This window comes from Limimaricola sp. AA108-03, assembly GCF_050847355.1.
In the GTDB taxonomy this organism is placed as follows: Bacteria; Pseudomonadota; Alphaproteobacteria; order Rhodobacterales; family Rhodobacteraceae; genus Limimaricola.
The window spans coordinates 1-22500 of sequence record NZ_CP193761.1 but is presented as its reverse complement, the minus strand read 5'-3'; the positions used below and the strand labels follow the sequence as shown (position 1 = coordinate 22500).

Below are 22500 nucleotides of genomic sequence, written 5' to 3'. Positions count from 1 at the left end.
AGCGATCACCTGCCAGACTACCACGTCGCCTATGACGACGAGAGCGACATGGTGGTATTCCGCAATCGCGGCACGGTGACGCCCGAGATCGAGAACCCGGCCCTGCCGCCGCTGTCCGAGGCGGTCCGCGACGAGGCCCGCGCCCTCCTGCCCGGCATCGACATCGCCGCGGTCGAGCGCGAATGGCGTGACTGGGTGACCGAGTCCCCGCGCGATGCCGCTGCCGCCTTTCTGGGCTTCTGCCGCAACCGGCGCGACCGCTTGATCTGACCCCTCTCCTGCGCCCGCCGTTCTGAGGATTCTTCATGCGTCTGTCCCTTTGCTCCCTTGCCGGCCTCGGCCTCGCGCTCGGCCTGCTTGCGCCCCTGCCCGCCTCGGCAGGGCAGGACGCCTTCGAAGTCATGCTCGGCGGCAGCCGGCTCGGCCGGATCACCCATGCGGTCTCAGGCAGCACCCGCGATCTGACGCTGCTCCTCGACAGCACGCCGCTTGGCGTATTCGACGGCAGCTATGCCGGCCGCACCGTCACTTCCGGCGCCCTGGCCCGCCATTCTGGCCGCACCCGCTCCACCCGCAAGTCGCGCGACCTGACGATGACCACCGAAGCCGGGCAGCTGCGCGAGGTCTCGCTTGCGCCGCAGGAGGAACGCACGTCCCTCACTACGGCGGGCGCCGTCAGCGGCCCGGTGAACGACCCGGTGAGCGCCTTCGGCCAGCTTATGGAGGCGAATGGCTGCCCTACTGACCTGCGCATCTATGACGGCCGCCGGATCGGCCTGCTTGACACCCAAGAGGAGCGCCGCGACGCAGGCGGGGTCACCTGCCAAGCCAGTTACCGTGTGATCGAGGGTCCGGGCTATCTGGAGCCGCTGGGCATCTCGCGGCTTTCGGTCGAACTGAGTTATGACGACAGTGCCACGACTTGGCGCCTCCTGAAGATCGGAGCGCGTAGCGGCCCATTCGTGCTTTCGTTTGCTTCAGAAACAAACTGAACGCGCAAAAGCCTGAAAAGGCATCCAAATTGGGCGTAATTTAATCCATCCCACTGGTGGTTTTCGGAAAATTCTCCTGGTTAGTAGCTGTCTAGATCAAGAAGATCGGCAGGACTGCGACGAACATAGATGCAGGAATGGTTTCCTTGTTCCCTCAACTTGAGCGGGAACACGCGCATCTCTTCAGTTTCGTCATGTTTTCGCCGCCTGATTGTGAAAGAAGGTCGCCCGCTGCTGGCGGCCCCTGAGGCTGCGGCCGAAATTTCCCAAGCCTCATGGAGAGCCTCTTGCCTCGCGAAGCGACCCCTCATGACATCGCCGACTATCTTGCTGGCGGTTACAACGACAGTACGAACATCCCCTACACCTACTTCGACCCCAATGCCCGCGGTCCAATCAAGGCCGATATCGGCGGTCTCAATGCTGAAGGAAAACAACTCGCCAGATGGGCGATGGATGCTTGGGAGTCTGTTGCGGATGTCGAATTCAAGGTGGTCCGGAACGACGCTGATCTGACCTTTGTGGATCACCGAAGCGGCGCCCATGCCGAGACCAAGGCTAATGCTGACGGCACCATCACCGAGGCCAAAATCAACGTCTCGTCTAACTGGATCGACAAGTACGGCGCCGGTGTCGATAGCTTCAGCTTCCGCACCTATTTGCATGAGGTCGGACACGTGCTCGGGCTCGGCCATGCCGGCCCCTATAACGGCAATGCCGATTATGACGACGCGATCTTCAAGAATGACAGCTGGCAACTGTCGGTGATGTCCTATCTCGGCCAAGACGAGAACCCGAACATCGATGCCAGCCGCGGCGCAAACGTGATGCCCATGCAGGCCGACCTGATCGCGATCCGCGAGATCTGGGGCGCGCCGGAAGAGCACTATGCCGATGGCGACACCGTGTGGGGCATCGGTTCGAAGCTCGACAACTACTTGGGCGACATGTTCCGCGGCATGGGCAACCATAAGAACTCGGATGCCTATGACTTGCAGCCGATCACCTTCTACATCGAGGACCACGGCGGCCACGACCGGATCGACTTCAGCCATGCGGGGCTGCACCAGACCGTTGATCTGCGTCCCGGCTCTGTCTCCAGCGTGCTGGGCGAACAACGCAACAACTTGTTGTTTTCCGAAGATACGCTGATCGAGGATTTCGTCTCTGGCAATGGCATCGACAAAATTTCGGGGAATGCCGTGGCCAACGGGATCTGGGGCGGCGGACGCGACGACATGCTCAAGGGGCGCGGTGGCAATGACAAACTCTGGGGCGAGGCGGGCAAGGACAAGCTCCTTGGTGGTTCCGGGGCCGACAGGCTTCGCGGTGGCGAGCACGACGATCTACTGAAGGGCCAAGCCGGTCGTGACAGGCTTTGGGGCGATGCCGGTGCGGACAAGCTTCTCGGGAATGCCGGCAACGACCGGATACGAGGCGGCGATCAGGCCGACCTTCTCAAGGGGCAGGTCGGCCGTGACAAGCTCTGGGGCGAGGACGGCACTGACAAACTATTCGGAGGCGGCGGAAGTGACAGGCTGTCCGGGGGCGGACAAGGTGATCTGCTGAAAGGTCAGGCCGGTAATGATCGGCTCATGGGCGGCGATGGTGCTGATCGACTGTTCGGTCATGCCGGACAAGACCGGCTCGAGGGCGATGCCGGAAGCGATCGGCTGATGGGCGGCGGCGGTGCCGACAGCCTGTCCGGCGGCGCCATCGGCGACCTGCTCCGGGGGCAGCGCGGCAATGACAGTCTTTGGGGCGGCGATGGCATGGACCGGCTCTTCGGCGATGCCGGGCAAGACCGCCTCGACGGCGGGCTGGCGCCCGATGCGCTGACTGGCGGAGCCGGGGCGGACATCTTCGTCTTCGCCGCAGGCTATGGCACCGACACGATCAACGATTTCGCGATCGGCCAGGACCGGGTGGAACTGCATGCCGACCTGATGGCGGGCCTTACCGCGCAGGGCGCGGCGCAGATGGCCCGCACCAATGCCGAGGACAAGCTGGTTCTGAACTTCGGAGAAAACGGGCGCCTGATGTTCGAAGGTCTTGGCGGCGAAACCCTCTCGGCCGAGAGCTTCATCATCGCCTGAGGACGAACCTCCGGGGCGAGCACGCCTCGGAGAGCTAGCGGCCTAACCGCCACAGTTAGGCCGCGATACGCGCTTGTCGAGCAAGGCTGCCGTTTTTTCGCCACCTAATTGTGCGATGACCCCGCGGGGCCGCGCTCAAGGGAGATGTGGGCCCGAGCCACACATCCTTTCAGGAGCGTCCCTTGCCTCGCAATGCCAAAGCCCAAGACATCGCCGACTACCTTCTCGGCGGTTACAATGAGAGCACGAAGATCCCCTATACCTTCTTCGACCCCGATGCCCGCGGCCCGATCAAGGTCGACATCGGGGGTCTGAATGCCGAGGGGAAGCAACTCGCAAAATGGGCGATGAACGCTTGGGAGTCCGTCGCCGACGTCGAGTTCAAGCTGGTCAATCGCGGTGCCAGTCTGACCTTCGTGGATCATCGCAGCGGCGCCCATGCCGAGACGGAAGCCAATGGCGACGGCACGATCACCAAGGCCACGATCAACGTCTCCTCCGGCTGGGTCGAGAAATACGGCAGCGGCGTCGATAGCTACACCTTCCGCACATACATGCACGAAATCGGCCACGTGCTCGGTCTCGGCCATACTGGCCCCTACAATGCCAGCGCGGATTACAAGGACGCCATCTTCAAGAATGACAGCTGGCAGCTCTCGGTGATGTCCTATCTCGGCCAGGACGAGAACCCGAACATCAACGCCAGCCGTGCCTCCAACGTGATGCCGATGGAGGCCGACCTGCTGGCGATCCGCGAGCTCTGGGGCGCGCCCAAGGATCACTATGCCGATGGCGATACCATCTGGGGCATCGGCTCCGAACTCGACAACTATCTCGGCGACATGTTCCGCGGCATGGCTAATTACAAGAAATCGGATGCCTACGACCTGCAGCCGATCACGCTCTATATCGAGGACGCCAGCGGCCACGATCGGATCGACTTCAGCCATACCGGCCTGCACCAGACCGTCGATCTGCGGCCCGGTCGCATCTCGAGCGTGCTGAGCTTCAAGAACAACATGCTGATCGCCGAGGACACGCTGATCGAGGATTTCGTGTCGGGCGACGGCATAGACAAGATCATCGGCAACGACGCCGGAAACGCGATCTGGGGCGGCGGCCGCGACGACATTCTCAAGGGCCTGAACGGCAATGACGAGCTTTGGGGCGACGCGGGCAAGGACCGGCTTTTCGGCGGCGGCGGCCAGGACGTGCTGAATGGCGGCGAGCATGACGACCTTCTGAAGGGCCAGCGCGGCGGGGACGAGCTCTGGGGCGAGGCGGGCAAGGACCGGCTTTTCGGCGGCGGCGGCCAGGATGTACTGAATGGCGGCACGCATGACGACCTGCTGAAGGGCCAGGGCGGCCGGGACGTGCTTGTGGGCGACACCGGCCGCGACACGCTGATCGGCGGCGGCGGCCATGACGCGCTCTATGGCGGCGACCAGAGCGACGTGCTCAGGGGCGATGCCGGGAACGACCTGCTCGATGGCGGCGAGGCTGGTGACACTATCGAGGGCGGTTTGGGCGACGACCAGCTCTTTGGCGGCGCCGGGCTGGACCTTCTTGAGGGCGGCGAAGGCGACGATCGCCTCGATGGCGGCGAAGCCTTCGACGAGTTGTTCGGTGGCGCGGGTGCCGATGTCTTCGTGCTGGGTCTCGGCTACGGCACCGATACCGTGGGCGATTTCGTCGTGGGAGAGGATCTGATCGAGCTCGACGCCGCGCTGATGGCGGACCTGAGCGCCGAGGCGGCGGCGGATCTTGCCCGCGACACCCCCGAGGGTGACCTGATGCTGAACTTCGGCGACGGCAACCGGCTGCTGCTCGCGGATCTCGCCGGCACCGAGCTCACCGCCGAGAGCTTCGTCATCGTGTAAGACGAGCCCCGGCGTTCCGCTCACGAGCGCGACGCCGGGGCCGCGCCGCTGGACCCCGAGGCCCTGTCATGCAAGGAGGGGGCCAAAGGGTTTCAGCGGCAGTCGGCATCCATGAGAACACTCTACATCCATATCGGGGCGCATCGCACGGCCACGACCTCGGTCCAGAAGTTCCTGCAGACGAATTTCGTCAAGCTTCAGCGCTTGGGCTATTTCCACCCCTACAATGCCGGCCGCCACGTCGCCCTGATGAACCGGCTCTTTTCGGGAGAGGCGCAGGTCGCCGAGGTCGCCGCCGACATCACCGCGCGCGCTGACAGCAAGGCGCACGAGCTGCATTCCGTGGTGCTCAGCGACGAGGACATCTGCATGCGCCGAGACCTGTCGGTCTTGGCGCGGTTCCGCGAGCATTTCGAGGTGAAGATCGTCTTCGCCCTACGCCGCCAAGATCTCTGGCTCGAAAGCTGGTACCTGCAGAACGTAAAGTGGCAGTGGAACCCGAGCCTTGCGCATCTGACCTTCCCTGAGTTTCTGGCGCGGCGCGAGGAGTTCTTCTGGATTCATTACGATGCCTATCTGCGGCATGTCGAGGAACTGTTCGGCCGCGACAACGTACTGGTCTACGCCTTCGACAAGGCACAGATGCCCGACGGCCCCGTCGCTGCTTTCTGCGATACGATCGGCCTCACCGAGCGCGCGACCTTGGCGCCGGCGCCGCACACCAATACCTCGATGTCGCCCGCGATGTCGGAGTTCATGCGGGTACTGCCTCTTGATGAGGTGCCACCGACGCAGCGCAAGTTCTTCGAGCGCGCCTGCGCCCAAGTTGATAAGACGCGCAGGAAGCAGCACGGACGCCAGAGCAACCTGTTGATGGATCCCGACACCCGGCTGCGCATCCTCGATCTCTACGCGGCAGGCAATATGGCGGTGGCCGCGCGATACTTCGAGCGCGAGACCCTGTTCCTCGACCCGCTGCCAGCCCCCGACGCGCCGCTGGCCAAAATGCGGTTGCCTTCGGAGGGCTACTTGGTGATGCAGGATTACGTGGCTGATTTCGTGCGGGCGATGGCTCTGATCCGGGCCGAGGAAGCGGCCGCTATGGCGGACAGGAACTGAAACCACGCTCGCCCAAGATCCAGTCGAAGGACAGGCCATGAGCTCGCTTCCCGCTTTCAAGCCGCCGCGTTTCCAAGCGATCCGCGCCATCATCGCGCTGGTGCTGCGCGAGATGGGCACGACCTATGGCCGCTCCCCGGGTGGCTATGTCTGGGCCATCCTTCAGCCGATTGGAGCGCTCGCAATCATGTCGATTGCTTTCTCCGCCGTGCTGCGTGCGCCTTCTCTCGGCACCAGCTTCATTCTGTTCTACGCAACCGGCTTCCTGCCTTTCAGCAGCTATGGCGAGATCGAAAACAAGGTTTCGAACGCGCTGCGCTTCTCGAAATCACTTCTGGCCTACCCTCGTGTCACTTGGATCGACACGATCTTCGCGCGGCTGGTCCTCGCGGTGCTGACCAAGGTCACCGTAGGCTGCATTGTATTCACTGGCATCCTATCGTTCGTCGATACGCGCGCCGTACTCGATATCGGACACATTCTCAACGCGGTCTTGATGAGCTCTTGTATCGGGCTCGGGGTCGGCTTGATTAATTGCCTTCTCAACGGTTTGGTACCGATCTGGAGAAATCTTTGGAGCATCGTCACCGCGCCGCTGTTCCTCGCTTCCGGCGTCTTCTTCCTTTACGAGGACATGCCTGAATTCGCCCAAGAGATCCTGTGGTGGAACCCGATCCTCCACGCGGTGGGCGAGATGCGGCGCGGTTTCTACTCGACCTACGAAGCCTCCTACGTTTCGCTTAGCTATGGTTACGGGCTCAGCGCCATGCTGATCCTTCTTGGCCTCGTGTTCTTGCGCCGCCATCACAAGCTCGTCTTAGAAAATTGAGACGCCTTGCCTCGACGCGCCCCGCTCCGCATACACCTCCCCAGCCCTTCCCCGACAGCCGGACACCCAGTATGCCCTCCTTTGTCGAACAGGACCGCCCTGCCCCCATCCTGCTGCAGAACCTGACGCTGCCCGATCCTGCGATCTGCGGCGAGAGCGAGCTTTACCTGCATCGTGACAGCGGCGTGTCGCTCGATCTCGACACAGGGAGAATGCACCTTCTCGAAGGCGGTACCGCCGAGTTCGATGGCTACATGACGCTATTCAACCTTGGGATCTGGACCCGTGCCTGTCATCTCGGGGGGTTGGCGCTGCGGCTCGGGGGCAAAGGGCTGGTGGCGCTGCAGGTCACGCGAGAGCGCGTGGCGGGTGATGCCGAGATACTGGTTGAGACGCTGGTGACCCTCGCACCCGAAGGCATCTTGGTCGACCTGACCCAAGCGCTCGCTGGTACGCCCGGGACCGGCCTGCAGGAGATGGACGGCCTGCTGAAGTTGCGACTGGTGGCGCAGGAGAAGGCGGTGCTGACCGGCGGCGCCTATCTCGCCACCGACACTCGAGCCGCGCGAGACGTCTCACTCGCTGTCGCTATCACCACCTTCCGCCGCGAGGCCGAGGTGGCGGCGACCGCCGCGCGCATGGCCGCCTTTCTTGACCGCGAGAGCGAGCGCCTAGGCGCGCGAGTGCATCTGCACGTGATCGACAATGGCGGCACCGCGACGGTCCCGAGCCATCCGCATGTCAGCCGGATCGAGAACCCCAATCTCGGCGGCGCCGGCGGGTTCGCCCGCGGGTTAGCGCTGGCGCAGGATGGCGGATTTTCCCATTGCCTGTTCATGGATGACGACGCCTCGTTTCAGATGGAGAACCTAACACGGACCATCGCCTTCCTGCGTCTCGCCCGCTCCGACCGCGCCGCTGTGTCAGGCGCCATGGTGTCCGAGGCCTGCAAGTGGCGCATGTGGGAAAACGGCTCGGTCTTCCATCAGGTCTGCCGCCCGCAATTCGTCGGCACCGACCTGCGCGAGCCCGAGGAGGTGGCCGAGATGGAGCTCGCCGCTGCGCGGCCCAAGCCGCCAGGCTTCTACGCCGGCTGGTGGTTCTTCGCTTTCCCCGTCGCCGAGACGCGTGCCTATCCCTTCCCCTTCTTCGTGCGCGGCGACGACATCTCATTTAGCCTCGCGCATGAATTCGACACGGTGACGCTGAGCGGCGTGGTGTCGTTTCAGGAGGATTTCTCCGCCAAAGAAAGTCCGCTCACCCTCTATCTCGACTTGCGCAACCATCTGCACCAGCATCTCGTGCATCCCGGTCTCGAAATCGGGCCGATGGGCACGATCAAGGTCGCGATGCGCTTCATCCTACGCTCTGTGATCCGCATGCATTACGATAGCGCCGAGGCGCAGCTTGAGGCGTGGGAAGACGTGATACGCGGCCCCGGCTTCTTCGCCGAGAATGCTGACATGTCGGTGCGCCGGCCGCAGATCTCGGCGCTGGCGCGCGACGAGGCCTGGCGCGAGGTGCCGCCGCAGGGCCCGGGCGAGCCGGCTCGTCCCGGCGCGATCAAAACCCAGCTGATGAAGTTCACGCTGAACGGTCACCTGATCCCGTTCTGGCCCCGCTTGGGCGGTGAGACGGCGATTCCGGCGCGCCAGCGCGGATTGATCTGGCCGATTTGGGGTCAGCGTGCGGCACGGTTCTACGATGGTACAGGCCGGCGAGGCTACGAGGTGCGGCATGACAAAGCCCGCTTCATGCGCATCCTGCACCGTGCAACCGCTTTGGCATTGCGCTGGCGCCGCGCTTACCCAGAACTGCGCGACGCGCATCGCAAGGGCTACGCCGAGATGGCTACCCGTCCCTTCTGGGAAGCGCGTTTTGTGCCTGCCGACACGGCAACCAGAGCTGCCGCAGAGTAATGCGGAGCCCTTGCATCCGACTTTCCCCACATCAGGCGACCGCGTAAGAAGGCGCCAAACGATAACCGAGGCAGGATTTCATGGTAGGCGAGATCGTATTTCATCTGGGTGACTGCAAGACGGGAACCACGTCGATCCAGCGCACCTTGGCCTCTGCTAGCGTCGCTTCGCCGCACCGGACTTTGATCTATCCTGCTCAGGCCAATCACATTCCGCTAGCCTCCTCATTGCATCGCAGTCAGGAGGCCAAATTCGCCGACAAACGTTTTGCGGAACTCGCGCGCAAGCTCAAGAAAAGTCGGGCAGATACGGCAGTCGTCTCGGCCGAAGCCTTCGAATTCGTCGACCCGCGTGCGCTCGACAAGATGATCGACCGCCATCTGTCTCCTTGGAAGGGCCGGATGCGCTTCATTTCCTATGTCCGGCCCCATGCCGATCGGCTGGTGTCGGCTTTTGCCGAGCGCACCAAGCAAGGCGGTCACATCGGTGACATGGACACGCTGTTCGAGCGCTTTCTAGAAAAGAAGTTTCTTCATTTCGCGCCGCGTTTCCAGAGCTGGCGCGATACATTTGGAGAGGCCTATACGTTGCGCCCGATGGTGCGATCAAGGCTGCGTGATGGCGACGTGGTCACCGATTTTCTCGACTTTGTATTTGAGGGACAGGATTTCACGTTCGATCCTGTGCCTCTTGCCAATGAGAGCCTAACGCTTTCGGATCTGGCAGCCCTGCGTAAAATTCATACCGTCCTCCGAGAGGAGACGAAATCAAATCTCGCGATACGCAATGCGCGGCACACTTTCGGCTGGAACATGGCAATCTTGCTGTCGGCCCTGCCGCGGCCCGAGAACGCTGAAAAGCCTAGGCTACATGCCGATCTGGCCCACCGCGTCGTCGAAGCCTATTGTGAAGACGCAGCAATCGTAGACCGGGATTTCTTTGGTCAGGACTCGGCATCAGGTCCACTATCACGAGCCCTTGCTTCGGCCCCGGCCCGTGCCACCGATACGCCGCAGCCGATCGCACCGGAGGCCTATTTTGATGCTCCGTCCTTGCGGATGCTTCAAGGTACCGGCGAAATGTTCGCCCGCATGATCCAGTATGATCCCGAAACAATGGTCAAGGGTATGCGTCCGCAGGCCCTGCAAAGCGCAGGGCGCAAGAAGGCGGGCAAAGGCAAGAGAGGACACGACAAGGGCCCCCGTTCCAAGGTTAAAGCCATCGGGAAGCCCGCCTCGACGATGTCCCAACTTGCCCACCGCCTGCCCGAAGGAGTGCGTCGTAAGCTCAGGCCGCTACGCCGCCGCCTGTCCTAAGGATCGCGGGCCCGGTTGGGCCCATGTCGCTGTTCCACTGATCCGAAAGGACCAGCGAATACTTAGTCGTTGCCGAACAGGTCGCGCGTGAAAATCTTCTCGGCTACGTCGTCGAGTTCGGGAGCATGGCGGTTGGCGAGGATCAGGTCACAGTCTCGTTTGAATGCGACAAGGTCGCGCTCCACGGGTGAATTGAAGAAGCTGTCGGCGGCGAGCTCGGGCTCGTAGAGCGTCACCGGGATGCCCTTGGCCTTGATCCGCTTCATGATCCCCTGGATCGAGCTATCGCGGAAATTGTCGGAGCCCGACTTCATCACTAGCCGGTAGACCCCGACCCGCGCCGGGCGGCGTGCGAGGATCTGGTCGGCGAGGAAGTCTTTGCGGGTGGCGTTGGCGTCGACGATGGCGCGGATCAGGCTCTGGGGCACGTCGCTGTAGTTCGCCAGAAGTTGCTTGGTGTCCTTGGGCAGACAGTAGCCGCCATAGCCGAAGGACGGGTTGTTGTAATGCGCGCCGATGCGCGGATCGTGCCCCACCCCCTCGATGATCTGGCGACTGTCCATGCCGCGGCTCATCGCGTAGCTGTCGAGTTCGTTGAAATAGGCCACGCGCATGGCGAGGTAGGTGTTGGCGAAGAGCTTGATCGCTTCGGCCTCGTCCGGGTCGGTGAGCAACACCGGCACGTCCGGCTCCAGTGCCGCTTCCGCCAGTAGGTCGGCAAAAGCGCGGCCGCGGTCGGAACGTTCACCGACGACGATGCGCGAAGGGTGCAGGTTGTCGTGCAGGGCCTTTCCCTCGCGAAGGAATTCGGGCGAAAAGATGATCCGGTCGGTGGCGAAGCGCGCGCGCATCTCGCGCACGAACCCCACCGGTATCGTTGATTTCACCACGATCACCGCGCTGCTCGAAGCGGCCAGAACCTGCGCGATCACTGCCTCGACCGAGGAAGTGTCGAAGGCATTGGTTACGGGGTCGTAATTGGTCGGCGTCGCGACGATCACCCAGTCGGATTGGGCATAGGCCTCGCTGGCATCCACCGTGGCACTGAGCTCGAGCCTGTCCTCGGCAAAGCAACGCTCCAGTTCGGCATCGACGATTGGCGCCTCGCGCTCGTTGACCATCCGAACGCGCCATTCCGAGATGTCCACGGCAATCACCGGATGATGGCGTGCCAGCAGCGCCGCGTTCGACAGGCCGACATAACCAAGCCCTGCAACTGCGATCCTCATGAGACATCCCTTTCTCTGGCGGCCCGTTGTCTCGACATTGGCGGGTGCGTGTCCGTTGTGCCTGCTCTTCTCAGGTTTCGCGGCGGGAGGGAAGCGACCGCCCGAGGGCCGAAGCAGTTACGGAGCATTCGAGCCTAAAGCGGCGCAAGAGCCCCTGCCCTGCCTTGCTCCGGTCCGCTCGCAGGCGGGAAGCGAGGCCACGGTTGTCTTCGACCTTCTGGGGGTGGAGGCGATATGGCTAATTTGGAGTTCACGGCGCGCGGCCGCAGCGCTGGGGATGCAGCGATGCCGCGCATCACCGCGCTGATGGCGGATGCGGAGACCGGGTCGCTCCATTCCATCACCGCTGACGGTGGTCGGATCCAAAGCTGGGGCATCACGGGGCGCGGTATCGATGCCCGCCACGGGCTCGAAATGGACAGCGCGAGTCAAGCCGGAGCCGTTTCCAATCTGGCGCTGCTCGATCTTGCTTCGGGCCCGGCGCTGCTCGCTACCGGTCCCGGCGCAGCACGTCTGCACCTGATATCGGATGCAGGGGCGATCGGTGCAGGTCGGGCGCTGGCTGCTTCGACATGGGGTCTCTCGGCACCGGTGAATCTGGAGATGGTGTCGCTGCCGGGGGGCGGACAGGTGCTCTATGGCGGGTTGTCGGGTCGCTCCGCCATCGCCCATCTACGCCTCTCCGATAGCGGTGTAGCCTTGTCCTCTGGCATCGCCTTAGACAGTTCGGCGACCCACCTGGAAACCATCACGGCGCTGGCCTCGGCCAGGATCGGTGGCCGGAGCCTGCTCTTTACCGCCACCGACGGCTCTGCCCCCGTGCTCACCAGCTTTTCGATCAGGCGTGACGGGGCGCTCACAACCCGCTCCGAGATCGGCACCGAGGCTGGGCTGTGGGTCTCGGCTCCCACCGCGATGGAGAGCCTGATCCTCGGTCAGGAACGCTATCTCGTTCTCGGCGCCGCCGGCAGTGGCTCGCTTAGCGTGATGCGGATCGGCACAGATGGCGGCCTGACCGTTACTGATCACCTGATCGACGATCGCGACAGCCGTTTTGACGGTGTCACGGCGCTCGCCACCCTCACCCATCGCGGGCGTGGCTTCGTGGTGTCGGGCGGCGCGGATGACGGCGTGTCGGTGCATGAGCTGCTACCGGGTGGGCACCTGGTGGCACTGGCGCATCTGGCCGATGGCGTCGCGTCGGGTCTCGCTGATATCTCGGCGCTCGCGGTGCGGGGCGCGGGCGACGGCATCGACATTTTCGCCGCCTCTGCCAGCGAACCCGGCGTGACACGTCTTCGGCTGAACCTGCGCGGCGGAACCCTGCAACTGGGGAGCGCTGCGGATGAAACGCTCTCCGGCGGCGCGGGAGACGACATCTTGCGCGATGGCGGCGGTAGCGACAGGCTTTGGGGCGGGGCGGGTTCGGATATCTTCGTGCTCGATGCCGATGGCCGGACCGACAGGATCATCGATTTCGAACAGGGGATTGACCGGCTCGACCTCTCGGCCTGGCCGATGCTGCGGGACGTTTCGCAGCTGGAGATGCGGGTCGAGGGCGCGGTGCTGCGGCTCGGCTACGGCAGCGAAACGCTGCTGCTGCAGGGTGCAAACGGCCCAGCCCCGGATCCAGCTCTAATGACCACAGCGGAACTGATCGGCGGCACGCATCTGCCGCTGGTTGCGATAGCGGGCGAGGCTGGGCCCGCCCCTGAGATACCACTGAAGCCGCCGCGCAGCGTGACCGAGGCTGAAAGGGCCCGTGCCGAGGCTGAAGCCGAAGCGAAACGGGAAGAAACCGCCCCGTCCGAGCCGGATGACGGGGCCGGCACGGCTCGCCTGCGCGGCGGTGCGGGGGATGATCGGCTTGATGGGAAAGGCGGCGACGACCGTCTTTGGGGTGGTGGCGGAGCCGACAGGCTCCTGGGCCGTGGCGGTGATGATCGTCTGCTGGGGGGCGAAGGCCCTGACAGGCTTCTGGGCGGCTCCGGCGCGGACCTGCTCAAGGGACAGGACGGTGCCGACCGGCTCAATGGTGGTTCCGGGCCCGACAGGTTGTTCGGCGGAGCCAGTGCAGATCAGCTCAAAGGGAAAGGCGGCGCGGACCGTCTGTCGGGCGGCGCGGGGGAGGACGCACTTGGCGGCGGGGCAGATGCGGACCGGCTCGCGGGAGGGGCCGGTAACGACCACCTCGCCGGTGGTGCTGGCGATGACGAATTGATCGGTGGGCGCGGTGCGGATCAGCTGTTCGGCGGCAAGGGGGCGGATGAGCTGCGCGGTGGTACCGGGGCAGATCGGTTGAGCGGCGGCGGCGGGTCGGATCGCTTCGTGTTCGAGACGGGTCGAGATCGGATCATCGACTTGCAGGATCGCGACCGGATCCTCCTCGATGCGGATCTATGGCGCGGCGATCTCTCGCCGAACCAAGTGGTCGGGCGCTTCGCGGAGAAACGGGGCGTCGACACGGTGTTCGATTTCGGCGGGGGCGAAAGCCTCAGGGTCGAGGATGTGGCGCGCCCCGCCAGCTTGATCGACCAGATCGAGTTTCTCTGAAGACGCCTCAGGCGATCTCGATCGCTTCGATCAGGGCCGTCCGGTCAGCCAACGTGTTCATCGATACGTCCTCAAGCAGGACCGAACCCTTGCGCCCGAAGTCGAAAAGCGTGCCGGCCTTGGTGGCCTCGGCAAACCGTTCGACCACCGTCTCGGCGTCGAGCGTGGCGCGCCAGAGCTTGTCATCGAGTACGAGCCGGTCCTCCGCCGTGTCGAAATCGAAGATCGTGTCGTCGCCATGCTTCTTGCCGAAGAGGAAGTCATCGGAGCCGCCACCACCGTTGAGATGGTCGTCGCCACGGCCGCCGATAAGCCGATCGTTGCCGCCTTCGGCCCAGATCTCGTCATTGCCGTTCTGGCCCTTGATACGGTCGCGGCCATTGCCGCCGAAGATCAGGTCGTCACCCCCCTGCCCCGACAGGACATCGCGTCCGGTCCAGCCCGACAGCACGTCATTGCCCTTGCCGCCCAAGAGACGGTCATTACCATCGCCGGCCAGCATCGTGTCGGCACCGCCCTTGCCCTTGAGCAGATCGTTGCCGTTCTGGCCGATCAGCAGGTCGTCACGACGATTGCCAAGGAGCTTGTCGGCCCCGTCATCGCCCTGCCGCACCCGGCCGCGCGTCGCGTCGACGAAGAGATCGGCAGCATCGATTTCCCGCCCTTCGGCCAGCGGGCCCTTCCGGATCGTGCCGTCGAAGTTGTAATCCGTGACCCACAGCAGCTCGTCGAGCAGGTCGATGCCGCCACGACCGAGATCCGGCATCACGTCGCCGCTGATCGGGACCATGATGTCCACACCTTCGCCCGCGGTTTCGTAGCCCAGTTCCAGCAGCAAAATCCGTGTCTCGCGCCCGGCGCCCCAGCTGATATCGCCAAGATAGGCCCATGTGCCCATATCGGCATAATGCGCCAGCGATTCACCCTCGAAGGAGATCGCGGTGGGCGTCACGTCCGTTGGAACCAGAACCTCGGGAAATGGCCCGAGCCAGGATCCGCTCAGCTCGTAGGCAAAGCTGCTCGTCGGCAAGCTGAGCTTGAGTTCGCCCGTCCCGATGAGCTGTTCGTTGAAGGACAGAAGGAAGGCGGGAGAGCGATATGTCGGCATCTGTAACCTTGGGGCGAAATGGAAGCTGCGTCCCTGAGTATTTCATCCCACCCTCAAATCCCTCTGTTTTCCGTGCAAAATGGTAGTTTCCTGTCCATCTGGGATGGGCAAGCAACATGTCCGGGTCAGAAATCGAACGCATGCCGAGCGATGCCGTTGTCGGCTTCTAAAACGAGGACTTCATCCATCGCCGGCCCTTTCGAGAGGGTTGAATACGCAAACGCGAAAACGAGGCGGTCAGTGTTCCTGTAGGGAGGCTTGACGCATTCGCCTCTCCAACCGGCCGAAAACCGCATGATGCAAGGCGGGGCCGCGATCTGGCTCCTAGTCGCGCGGCGCTTTTCCCGTTAAAGCGCCTTCGGGCCGGTTAGGAGAACGAGACGCATGGGCGACAGGGTTTTGATGGTGGGCGCGGGGCTTTCGGGCGCCGTAATCGGGCGCAGGCTGGCCGAGGCCGGGCACGATGTCACCGTGATGGACGCGCGGTCGCATGTCGCCGGCAACTGCCACACCGCCCGCGACGCCGAGACCGGCGTTATGGTGCATGTCTACGGACCGCATATCTTCCACACCGATGACGAGGGCGTCTGGGACTACGTCAATCGCTTCGCCAATTTCCTGCCCTACAAGAACCGCGTGAAATCGACCACGCAGGGGCAGGTCTTCTCGCTGCCGATCAACCTACACACGATCAACCAGTTCTACGGCAAGACGATGCGCCCCGACGAGGCGCGCGCCTTCATCGCCGAACAGGCCGACAAGTCCATCACCGATCCGCAGAGCTTCGAGGAGCAGGCGCTCGCCTTCGTCGGACGCGATCTCTACGAGGCCTTTTTCAAGGGCTATACCGAGAAACAGTGGGGCTGTTCGCCGACCGAGCTGCCCGCCTCGATCCTCAAGCGGCTGCCGGTGCGTTTCAACTACGACGACAACTACTTCTTCCATCGCTTCCAGGGCATGCCCGAGGAAGGCTACACCGCGATGGTCGAGCGCATCCTCGATCATCCGGGCATCACCGTACAGCTCGAGACGCGTTTCGACCCTGCACAGGCTGATCAGTGGGATCACGTGTTCTGGTCCGGCCCGCTCGATGGCTTCTACGGATACGATCTCGGCCGGCTCGGTTACCGCACACTCGATTTCGAGCAGTTCCGCGCCATGGGCGACTGGCAGGGCTGCGCGGTGATGAATTACGGCGATGCCGACGTGCCGCAGACCCGGATCACCGAGCACAAACATTTCAGCCCTTGGGAAGAGCATGAGGGCTCGGTGCTCTATCGCGAAACCTCGCGCGCCTGCGGGCCCGACGATATTCCCTATTATCCGATCCGCCTCGTTGAGGAGAAGGCGCTGCTCTCGGATTACGTTGAGCGCGCCCGCGCCGAGACCGGAGTGACCTTCGTGGGCCGTCTGGGCACCTATCGCTACCTCGACATGGACGTGACAATCCGCGAGGCGATGACCACCGCCGAGGCCTTCCTCTCGGCGCGCGCCGAAGCACAGCCGATGCCAGCCTTTGTCGCCGATCCGAGTTGATCCCATGACACGCATTGCGGCCGTCGTCGTCACATACAACCGGCTCGACGCTTTGAAGGAGACCCTGTCACGGCTTCTGGCCGAACCGCTCGACCACGTGATCGTGGTCGAGAACGGTTCGACCGACGGCACGTCGGACTGGCTCGGGGGACAGGACGATCCGCGGCTTGTGGTGCTGCGCCCGGAGAGCAATATCGGTGGTGCCGGCGGCTTCGAGATGGGGCTGCGCGAGGCTAGCGCCCGGTTCGACCCGGACTGGACTGTTCTGATGGACGACGACGCGCGGCCCCAGCCCGGCGCCATCGCGGCGTTTCGCGGCGAGACGTTGCCCGCCCTGTCCGAGGGCACCGGCGCGGTGGCGGCGGCGGTGTTCCTGCCCGATGGCGCGGTCTGCGAGATGAACCGGCCTACCCGCAACCCGTTCTGGGACCGCAAGGTGCTCTGGGCGACGCTGCGCGGGGGCACCCATGCCTTTCACCTCACCGATGCCGAGATCCGAGGCACCGCGCCGCAGCCGGTCGACGTGGCGAGCTTCGTAGGCTTCTTTTTGTCGCGCGCGGCGCTGGAGCGGGTCGGCCTGCCCGATGGCGGCATGTTCATCTATGGCGACGACGTAAGCTATTCGCTGCGGCTGCGTCGTGCTGGCATGCGGTTGCTGCTCGACCCTAATGTGCGTTTCGAGCATGCCTGCGGCAGCCTCGGCACTGACATGGCGCTGCGCCCGATCTGGAAGATCTACTACCTCGCGCGCAACAACATCGAGGTTTGCCGCCTCGCCACTGGCCCGGTGTTGTGGCCCTTCGCGGTAGGGTTCTACGTGCTAACCTGGACCCGTCGCTCGCGCCGTTATCCGGCGGCCGAGCGCGGCCTCTATCGGCGCATGCTGCGGGCCGGGCTGCGCGACGGGCTGCGTGGACGCTCGGGGCGTAACGAGGCGGTGCATGCTGCCGTCTCACTGGAACAATCTGCGGCAAAAGGCTAGGTTGCCCCGCAGCCAGATCAGAAGGTTAAGCCGGTATGGCCCCTCCCCGGACCCGATCGACCGATGCTCCCGATGCCGCCCCGGACGCTTCCGAAGGCGAGGTGATGGGTCCGCGCGGGCGCAAGCGCCTGCGGGCTGTCCCCTCCCTGCGGGGGAACCCGGCGCTCGACGGGAACGAAGGCCCCGCGCCCCAGCCCGGCGGCCCCAAGACCAAGCGCGAGTTGCGCCGCGAAGCGCGTCAGGCCCGTCGCGAGGCCGAGAAGGCCCGCGCTGAGGCTGATGCTGAACCGGTGGTGGTGCGCCCCCTCGCCCGCCCCGCCAAGGTGCGCAGGCGGCATTGGGGTCTGGTCCTGTCCTTCGGGCTGATGGTGCTGGCCCCGGTCGGCGCCGCGAGTTGGTATCTCTATACTCGCGCTGTCGACCAATATGCTTCGACGCTGGGCTTTACCGTGCGCAGCGAAGATGTCTCCAGCGCCTCGGACCTGCTTGGGGGTCTCGGCTCGACACTGGGCGGAGGCGCCAACAACGACGCCGAGATCCTTTACGAATACATCCGTAGCCAAGAGATCGTTCGCGAGATCGATGACAAGCTCGACCTGCGCGCTCTTTATTCGCGGCACCATGAGGTGGACCCGCTGCTCTCCTTCGACCCCGATGGCACGATCGAGGATCTAGTTGATTACTGGGAGCGGATGCTGCGGATCTCTTATGACAGCGGCTCCGGTCTGATCGAGATGCGGGTGCTGGCCTTCGATCCCCAAGAAGCGCAGGCCATCGCGCAGGAGATTTATCTTGAGAGCAGCGAGACGGTGAACGAGCTGTCGGCGGTGGCGCGCGAGGACGCGACCCGCTACGCCCGCGCCGATCTCGAACAGGCGCAGGAGCGGCTCAAGGAGGCGCGTGAGGCGCTGACGGCGTTTCGCGTCGCCAATCAGATCGTCGATCCCTCGGCCGATATCCAAGGCCAGATGGGTCTGTTGAACACGTTGCAGGCGCAACTCGCTGCGGCGCTGATCGATCTCGATCTTCTGGGCGACAGCGTTGGCGAGGGCGACCCGCGCGCCACGCAGGCGCAGCGTCGGATCGAGGTGATCCGGGCCCGCATCGCGCAGGAGCGCGAGAAGTTCGGCGCGGACGGGCAGGGGCCCGCGGGCGAGAACTACGCCACGACCATCTCCGAGTTCGAGCGGCTCAGCGTCGAACGTGAGTTCGCCGAGACCGCCTATACCGCGGCGCTCGCTGCCTATGACGCGGCGCAGGCCGAGGCCGAGCGCCAAAGCCGCTATCTCGCCACCTATATCCGCCCGACGCTGGCAGAGCGCTCGCAATTCCCGCAGCGTGAGATGCTGATCGGCATCGTGGCGCTGTTCGGCTTCCTCGCCTGGGCGATCAGCAGCCTTGTCTACTACTCGCTGCGCGACCGCAACTGAGGCCCGTCGCGGTGATCCGGCTGGAGAACCTGAGCAAGAGCTTCCACACCCGCTGGGGGCGCAAGGTGGTGATCGACGACGCCTCGGTCACCTTTCCCTCCGGTGTGTCGGTGGCGCTGCTGGCGCGCAACGGCGCGGGCAAGTCGACATTGATGGGGATGATCGGCGGCACGATCCAGCCCAGTAGCGGTCGCATCGTCAAGACCGGCACCGTATCCTGGCCGGTCGGCTTCCGTGGCAGCTTTCACCGTGACATGACCGGGGCGCAGAACACGCGTTTCGTGGCGCGCATCTACGGCGTCGAGACGCAGGAGCTCTTGGAGTTCGTTGAGGATTTCGCAGAACTCGGTCCGCATTTTCACTCACCAGTGCGCACCTATTCGGCCGGGATGATGTCTCGGCTCGCCTTCGGAGTTTCGATCGGCATCCCTTTTGATACCTATCTGGTCGATGAGGTGACCAGCGTCGGCGACGCCGATTTCAAGCGTAAGAGCCGGCTGGTCTTTCTCGAGCGGATGAAGCACGCGGGCGCGGTGGTGGTGACGCACTCCATGGGTCAGGTCCGCAAGCTGTGTCAGGCGGGTGTGGTACTTGAGAACGGCAAGCTCATCTATTTCGATGATGTCGAAGCGGCGATCGCCCGGCACCAAGAGAACATGGGCTCAGACGAGGAGGATTAGGGGCCGCGCAGCCTCGTTCCGCAGTCAAGTGTTTCGCGCGCGAAACGGTCAGGCGTCATGACCTTTTTGTGGCTTTGGAACAGTGCCAAGAGACATCGCAAAACGGTTGCCATTGCTGACCGTTTCGCGCGAAACGCCATCTTGCCCCCTTGTTAGAGACTTATTCCCTCGCGCAGCAGCGCAAGGATGCGGTCACGCATGCCGTCCTGTTCGAGGAGTTCGCCCGACAGCAGGAGCCCCGCAGAGGTCTCTCGGCAGCTCAAGCCGGGCCGCAGCTCGACCGCTGTCGCGCGCGGCACGCTGCGCCGCGCCGGGGCAGGGGCGGGCGTATCAACGGGCGCTTGCACCTCGGCTTTGACAATAGTCTCGTCAATCGCCTCGGCCAGCAGCGCGGCTTCGGCCTCGGCATCCGCGGGTGCCGCCGCGAGCCGCGCACGCAGCCGCTCGGTCAGTTCGGGATCGTCGTCGAGTGCGCGCACCAGCGCCAGCCCGGCGCGCTCGCCGATCTGCGTCGGAAAGCGCAGCGCCGCGTCGAGCGAGCGCACGATCCGCACGAAGCTGCCGATTTTCGAGCGGCGTGAACGGGTCGCGGCGCCGAACAGGGCGCGCAGCGCCTCCGTGTCATCCGCGTAGACGCCGGCATCAGCGGCGCGGGCCACGATGCGCGCCCGCTCGTAATGGCTCAGCCCAACCCGGATCTCGTTTTCCTCGACCATGGCCCGATAGGCCTCGGCGGCGTTTCGCGGCGAACGTGGAATCGCCAGCACTCGACCCGGCGTGCCTTCCTCTGTCGCGATCCGGCGCAGCGCCGTCAGCCGCCGCCAGCCCGAGATCAGCCCCCAGCGGGGTTTTGCGCCCTCGCCCAAATCGGCCACCTCGATCGCGGTCTGCTGGCCGCGCTCGCGCAGGCTGTCGACCAGCGCCTGCATCTCCTCCTCGTAGGTCTCGATCCGGTCGCGCACGAGGTAGCTTTCGTCGATCTCCTCGAGCGGCAGCCACTGGATCAACCGCCCTTCCTCACGTGCCTCGCTCAGCGTGCGGCCAATCTCATCAAGCGCAGCGCTGCCTGCAGCCTCCCGCGCCACCGAGGCGATCGGCATGTTCCGGGTCGGGGCGACACCGAGCGGATAGCTCGGAAAGGCGGATTTCGTCTCCGGCGCAGCCTCGGGTGCGATGTCGAGACGGGGCGGGGAGAGGCGCTTGCGTTTGGCCATGCTCAGGCTCCTTGCTGGGGTCGCGTCAGGATGCGGGCGTCGAGTTTCGTAGAGATGAAGAGGGCGACCGGTGTTTCGCGCGCGAAACGGTCAACATTGCTGACTGTTTCGCGTGCGAAACATGTGGCGGGGCAGGGCGATGTCACTGCGCCGCCTGCGCGCCCTGCGCCTCCAACTCCTCGCGGCGCCAAACGCCCAACAGCAACTTCTTAAAGGCGGCATAGGTCTCGTCGAAGGTCTCGCGGCCGCGGGCATAGGTCTCGCGGTTGAAGTCGCGATAATCGGCCTCATAAATGCCCTGCACCTGCTCGCCCGCCTGACCGATCAGCGCCGTAAAATCCTGTCGGTGCGGACTCATGGTGCGGCCCAGATAGGCCTGCATCAGCGCCGCCAGTTCGCTTTGCTGGCCGCCGTCGTAGCGGGTGATGACGGTGCGCACCGCGTCCCATTGGAAGGCCGTCTCGTCGCGGCCCAAGGCCCGTGCGGCGACGTTTTCGCCCTCCTCGATCGAGGCGAAGGTGGTGTGCAGCATGTCAAAGAAGCGGCCGGTGGAATCGAATTCGAGGAAGGACGCGCCCATTGGCACCAACAGGATGTCGGCCGCCGCCAGTCCGTTGATGGTCAGGTAGCCGAGCGCCGGGGGCGTGTCGATGAAGATAAGGTCGTAGGCGTCGAGCAGCCCGTCGTGCTCCAGTACCTCGCTTAGCGCGTCCCACAACTTCCAGCCGCGCGCCGCCATGCGCCAGACCGGGATCTGGAACTCGGCCCAATAGAGGTTCAGCTGCGCGCCGATCAGGTCGATGTTGGGCCAGTGGGTGGTCTGCACGAGGTCGCTGGCACTGATGCCCAAGGCCTCGGTCAGAGTGTCGTCGACCGGGTGGGGCGCTTCGCCGCGCGACGCACGATGTGCGTTCTCGGCCTCAAGATGCTCGGCGTAGTGACGCGCGATCAGCGGGTAGACGCTCTGCCATTCGTCGGCGACCTTGCCGCCGAAGATCGAGGTCATCGAGCCTTGGCTGTCAAGGTCGAGAACCAGCACCTTGTAGCCGTCGAGCGCCGCCGACATTGCCAGATGCGCCGCAGTCGAGGTCTTACCGACACCGCCCTTGAAGTTGGCCACCGCGACCATCTTCGCAGGCAGGCCCTCGGGCCGGTAGGGCAGATAGGGTTTTGCCTTCGACCCCTCGGCTCCGAAATGCGCGCGCAGTCGCAGCACCTCGTCGAGTGTGAACCACTTTGCCCCGCCCTCGGTTTCGGAGCGGCCCTGCGGCAGATCCGGGTTGGCTCTGAGCACGCGTCGGAAATGCGCAGGCGCAACGGGGATCAGGTAGCGGGTGATCTCCCATGTTGAGAAGGGGCGGAGGTGACGCGCGCCATCCTCACGCAGCCCCCGCGAAGCGAGGTCGGAGCGGCCTCGCGCGCAGGCCTGCGCGATGGTGGCGAAGCCGTGGCTGTCGGTGGGGGCGTCCAACTCGGCAAGGGCGGTATCCGGGTCGATGCTGAAATAAGGTGGCAGCGGATCGCGGCTCATGGGTGTCCCCCCTGATGTGCGGTGTTTTCCCATGGATAGCGGGAAACATGATACATGAAAGGAAAGAGTGGGGACTGTGCAAATTC

General features: G+C 64.3%; 17 protein-coding genes (1 of these 17 only partly in view). 13 read left to right on the top strand and 4 right to left on the bottom strand.

Features of this window, described 5'->3' with window-relative positions; all coding sequences use genetic code 11:
- From ACRAQ3_RS20265 to ACRAQ3_RS20230, 8 genes are all read left to right on the top strand, one after another.
- A protein-coding gene (locus tag ACRAQ3_RS20265) for a replication initiator protein A (RefSeq protein WP_085897750.1) crosses the window boundary here: on the top strand, window positions 1-270 show its 3' portion. Its footprint begins 795 nt before the window's first position; 270 of the gene's 1065 nt are visible here — the last part of the coding sequence; its start codon lies off the left edge, out of view; the stop codon is at window positions 268-270.
- A gap of 35 nt (window positions 271-305) precedes the next feature.
- The gene (locus ACRAQ3_RS20260) at window positions 306-992 is read left to right on the top strand and encodes a hypothetical protein (protein ID WP_432257149.1); all 687 of its coding nucleotides are present in this window, start codon (window positions 306-308) and stop codon (window positions 990-992) included.
- 275 nt (window positions 993-1267) lie between these two features.
- Window positions 1268-3088, top strand: coding sequence for a M10 family metallopeptidase (locus ACRAQ3_RS20255; protein ID WP_432257148.1), 1821 nt, complete (start codon window positions 1268-1270; stop codon window positions 3086-3088).
- 182 nt (window positions 3089-3270) lie between these two features.
- Window positions 3271-4968, top strand: coding sequence for a M10 family metallopeptidase C-terminal domain-containing protein (locus tag ACRAQ3_RS20250; RefSeq protein ID WP_432257147.1), 1698 nt, complete (start codon window positions 3271-3273; stop codon window positions 4966-4968).
- Window positions 4969-5079: 111 nt separating this feature from the next.
- Window positions 5080-6087, top strand: coding sequence for a hypothetical protein (locus ACRAQ3_RS20245; protein ID WP_432257146.1), 1008 nt, complete (start codon window positions 5080-5082; stop codon window positions 6085-6087).
- Between the two features lie 37 nt (window positions 6088-6124).
- Window positions 6125-6916, top strand: a complete 792-nt coding sequence (locus tag ACRAQ3_RS20240; protein WP_432257145.1) for an ABC transporter permease — start codon at window positions 6125-6127, stop codon at window positions 6914-6916.
- 71 nt (window positions 6917-6987) lie between these two features.
- Window positions 6988-8835, top strand: a complete 1848-nt coding sequence (locus tag ACRAQ3_RS20235; protein WP_432257144.1) for a glycosyl transferase — start codon at window positions 6988-6990, stop codon at window positions 8833-8835.
- 80 nt (window positions 8836-8915) lie between these two features.
- Entirely contained in the window at window positions 8916-10151 is a 1236-nt protein-coding gene (locus ACRAQ3_RS20230) for a hypothetical protein (RefSeq protein WP_432257143.1), read from the top strand.
- Between the two features lie 62 nt (window positions 10152-10213).
- Here the strand turns inward: ACRAQ3_RS20230 and ACRAQ3_RS20225 are convergent, their stop codons facing one another.
- The gene (locus ACRAQ3_RS20225) at window positions 10214-11380 is read right to left on the bottom strand and encodes a nucleotide sugar dehydrogenase (RefSeq protein ID WP_432257142.1); all 1167 of its coding nucleotides are present in this window, start codon (window positions 11378-11380) and stop codon (window positions 10214-10216) included.
- A gap of 285 nt (window positions 11381-11665) precedes the next feature.
- Between ACRAQ3_RS20225 and ACRAQ3_RS20220 the strand changes: the two genes are divergently transcribed.
- Window positions 11666-13933 (top strand): calcium-binding protein, encoded by a 2268-nt coding sequence (locus ACRAQ3_RS20220; protein ID WP_432257141.1) that lies wholly within the window; start codon window positions 11666-11668, stop codon window positions 13931-13933.
- A 7-nt stretch (window positions 13934-13940) separates the two neighbouring features.
- Here the strand turns inward: ACRAQ3_RS20220 and ACRAQ3_RS20215 are convergent, their stop codons facing one another.
- Window positions 13941-15041 (bottom strand): calcium-binding protein, encoded by a 1101-nt coding sequence (locus ACRAQ3_RS20215; protein ID WP_432257140.1) that lies wholly within the window; start codon window positions 15039-15041, stop codon window positions 13941-13943.
- A gap of 384 nt (window positions 15042-15425) precedes the next feature.
- Between ACRAQ3_RS20215 and ACRAQ3_RS20210 the strand changes: the two genes are divergently transcribed.
- The 4 genes from ACRAQ3_RS20210 to ACRAQ3_RS20195 are packed head-to-tail and all read left to right on the top strand — an operon-like array spanning window position 15426 to window position 19669.
- Window positions 15426-16577: a UDP-galactopyranose/dTDP-fucopyranose mutase family protein gene (locus tag ACRAQ3_RS20210; RefSeq protein ID WP_432257139.1), complete on the top strand. Its 1152-nt coding sequence runs from the start codon at window positions 15426-15428 to the stop codon at window positions 16575-16577.
- A gap of 4 nt (window positions 16578-16581) precedes the next feature.
- The gene (locus ACRAQ3_RS20205) at window positions 16582-17559 is read left to right on the top strand and encodes a glycosyltransferase (RefSeq protein ID WP_432257138.1); all 978 of its coding nucleotides are present in this window, start codon (window positions 16582-16584) and stop codon (window positions 17557-17559) included.
- A 35-nt stretch (window positions 17560-17594) separates the two neighbouring features.
- On the top strand, window positions 17595-18989 hold the full coding sequence (locus ACRAQ3_RS20200; RefSeq protein WP_432257137.1) for a sugar transporter: 1395 nt from the start codon (window positions 17595-17597) through the stop codon (window positions 18987-18989).
- An 11-nt stretch (window positions 18990-19000) separates the two neighbouring features.
- Window positions 19001-19669, top strand: a complete 669-nt coding sequence (locus ACRAQ3_RS20195; RefSeq protein WP_432257136.1) for an ABC transporter ATP-binding protein — start codon at window positions 19001-19003, stop codon at window positions 19667-19669.
- Window positions 19670-19821: 152 nt separating this feature from the next.
- On the opposite strand, the gene ACRAQ3_RS20190 is transcribed toward ACRAQ3_RS20195, so the two are convergent.
- Both ACRAQ3_RS20190 and ACRAQ3_RS20185 read right to left on the bottom strand, forming a co-directional pair.
- Window positions 19822-20883, bottom strand: coding sequence for a ParB/RepB/Spo0J family partition protein (locus ACRAQ3_RS20190; RefSeq protein WP_432257135.1), 1062 nt, complete (start codon window positions 20881-20883; stop codon window positions 19822-19824).
- 142 nt (window positions 20884-21025) lie between these two features.
- The gene (locus ACRAQ3_RS20185; protein ID WP_432257134.1) at window positions 21026-22414 is read right to left on the bottom strand and encodes an AAA family ATPase; all 1389 of its coding nucleotides are present in this window, start codon (window positions 22412-22414) and stop codon (window positions 21026-21028) included.
- Window positions 22415-22500 lie beyond the last annotated feature (86 nt).

Excerpts from the sequence above, each read along its gene's own strand:
- ACRAQ3_RS20260 (WP_432257149.1), top strand. The coding sequence starts at position 306 with ATGCGTCTGTCCCTTTGCTCCCTTGCCGGCCTCGGCCTCGCGCTCGGC.
- ACRAQ3_RS20255 (WP_432257148.1), top strand. The coding sequence starts at position 1,268 with ATGGAGAGCCTCTTGCCTCGCGAAGCGACCCCTCATGACATCGCCGAC.
- ACRAQ3_RS20245 (WP_432257146.1), top strand. The coding sequence starts at position 5,080 with ATGAGAACACTCTACATCCATATCGGGGCGCATCGCACGGCCACGACC.
- ACRAQ3_RS20240 (WP_432257145.1), top strand. The coding sequence starts at position 6,125 with ATGAGCTCGCTTCCCGCTTTCAAGCCGCCGCGTTTCCAAGCGATCCGC.
- ACRAQ3_RS20235 (WP_432257144.1), top strand. The coding sequence starts at position 6,988 with ATGCCCTCCTTTGTCGAACAGGACCGCCCTGCCCCCATCCTGCTGCAG.
- ACRAQ3_RS20230 (WP_432257143.1), top strand. The coding sequence starts at position 8,916 with ATGGTAGGCGAGATCGTATTTCATCTGGGTGACTGCAAGACGGGAACC.
- ACRAQ3_RS20225 (WP_432257142.1), bottom strand. The coding sequence starts at position 11,380 with ATGAGGATCGCAGTTGCAGGGCTTGGTTATGTCGGCCTGTCGAACGCG.
- ACRAQ3_RS20220 (WP_432257141.1), top strand. The coding sequence starts at position 11,666 with ATGCCGCGCATCACCGCGCTGATGGCGGATGCGGAGACCGGGTCGCTC.
- ACRAQ3_RS20215 (WP_432257140.1), bottom strand. The coding sequence starts at position 15,041 with ATGCCGACATATCGCTCTCCCGCCTTCCTTCTGTCCTTCAACGAACAG.
- ACRAQ3_RS20210 (WP_432257139.1), top strand. The coding sequence starts at position 15,426 with ATGGGCGACAGGGTTTTGATGGTGGGCGCGGGGCTTTCGGGCGCCGTA.
- ACRAQ3_RS20205 (WP_432257138.1), top strand. The coding sequence starts at position 16,582 with ATGACACGCATTGCGGCCGTCGTCGTCACATACAACCGGCTCGACGCT.
- ACRAQ3_RS20200 (WP_432257137.1), top strand. The coding sequence starts at position 17,595 with ATGGCCCCTCCCCGGACCCGATCGACCGATGCTCCCGATGCCGCCCCG.
- ACRAQ3_RS20190 (WP_432257135.1), bottom strand. The coding sequence starts at position 20,883 with ATGGCCAAACGCAAGCGCCTCTCCCCGCCCCGTCTCGACATCGCACCC.
- ACRAQ3_RS20185 (WP_432257134.1), bottom strand. The coding sequence starts at position 22,414 with ATGAGCCGCGATCCGCTGCCACCTTATTTCAGCATCGACCCGGATACC.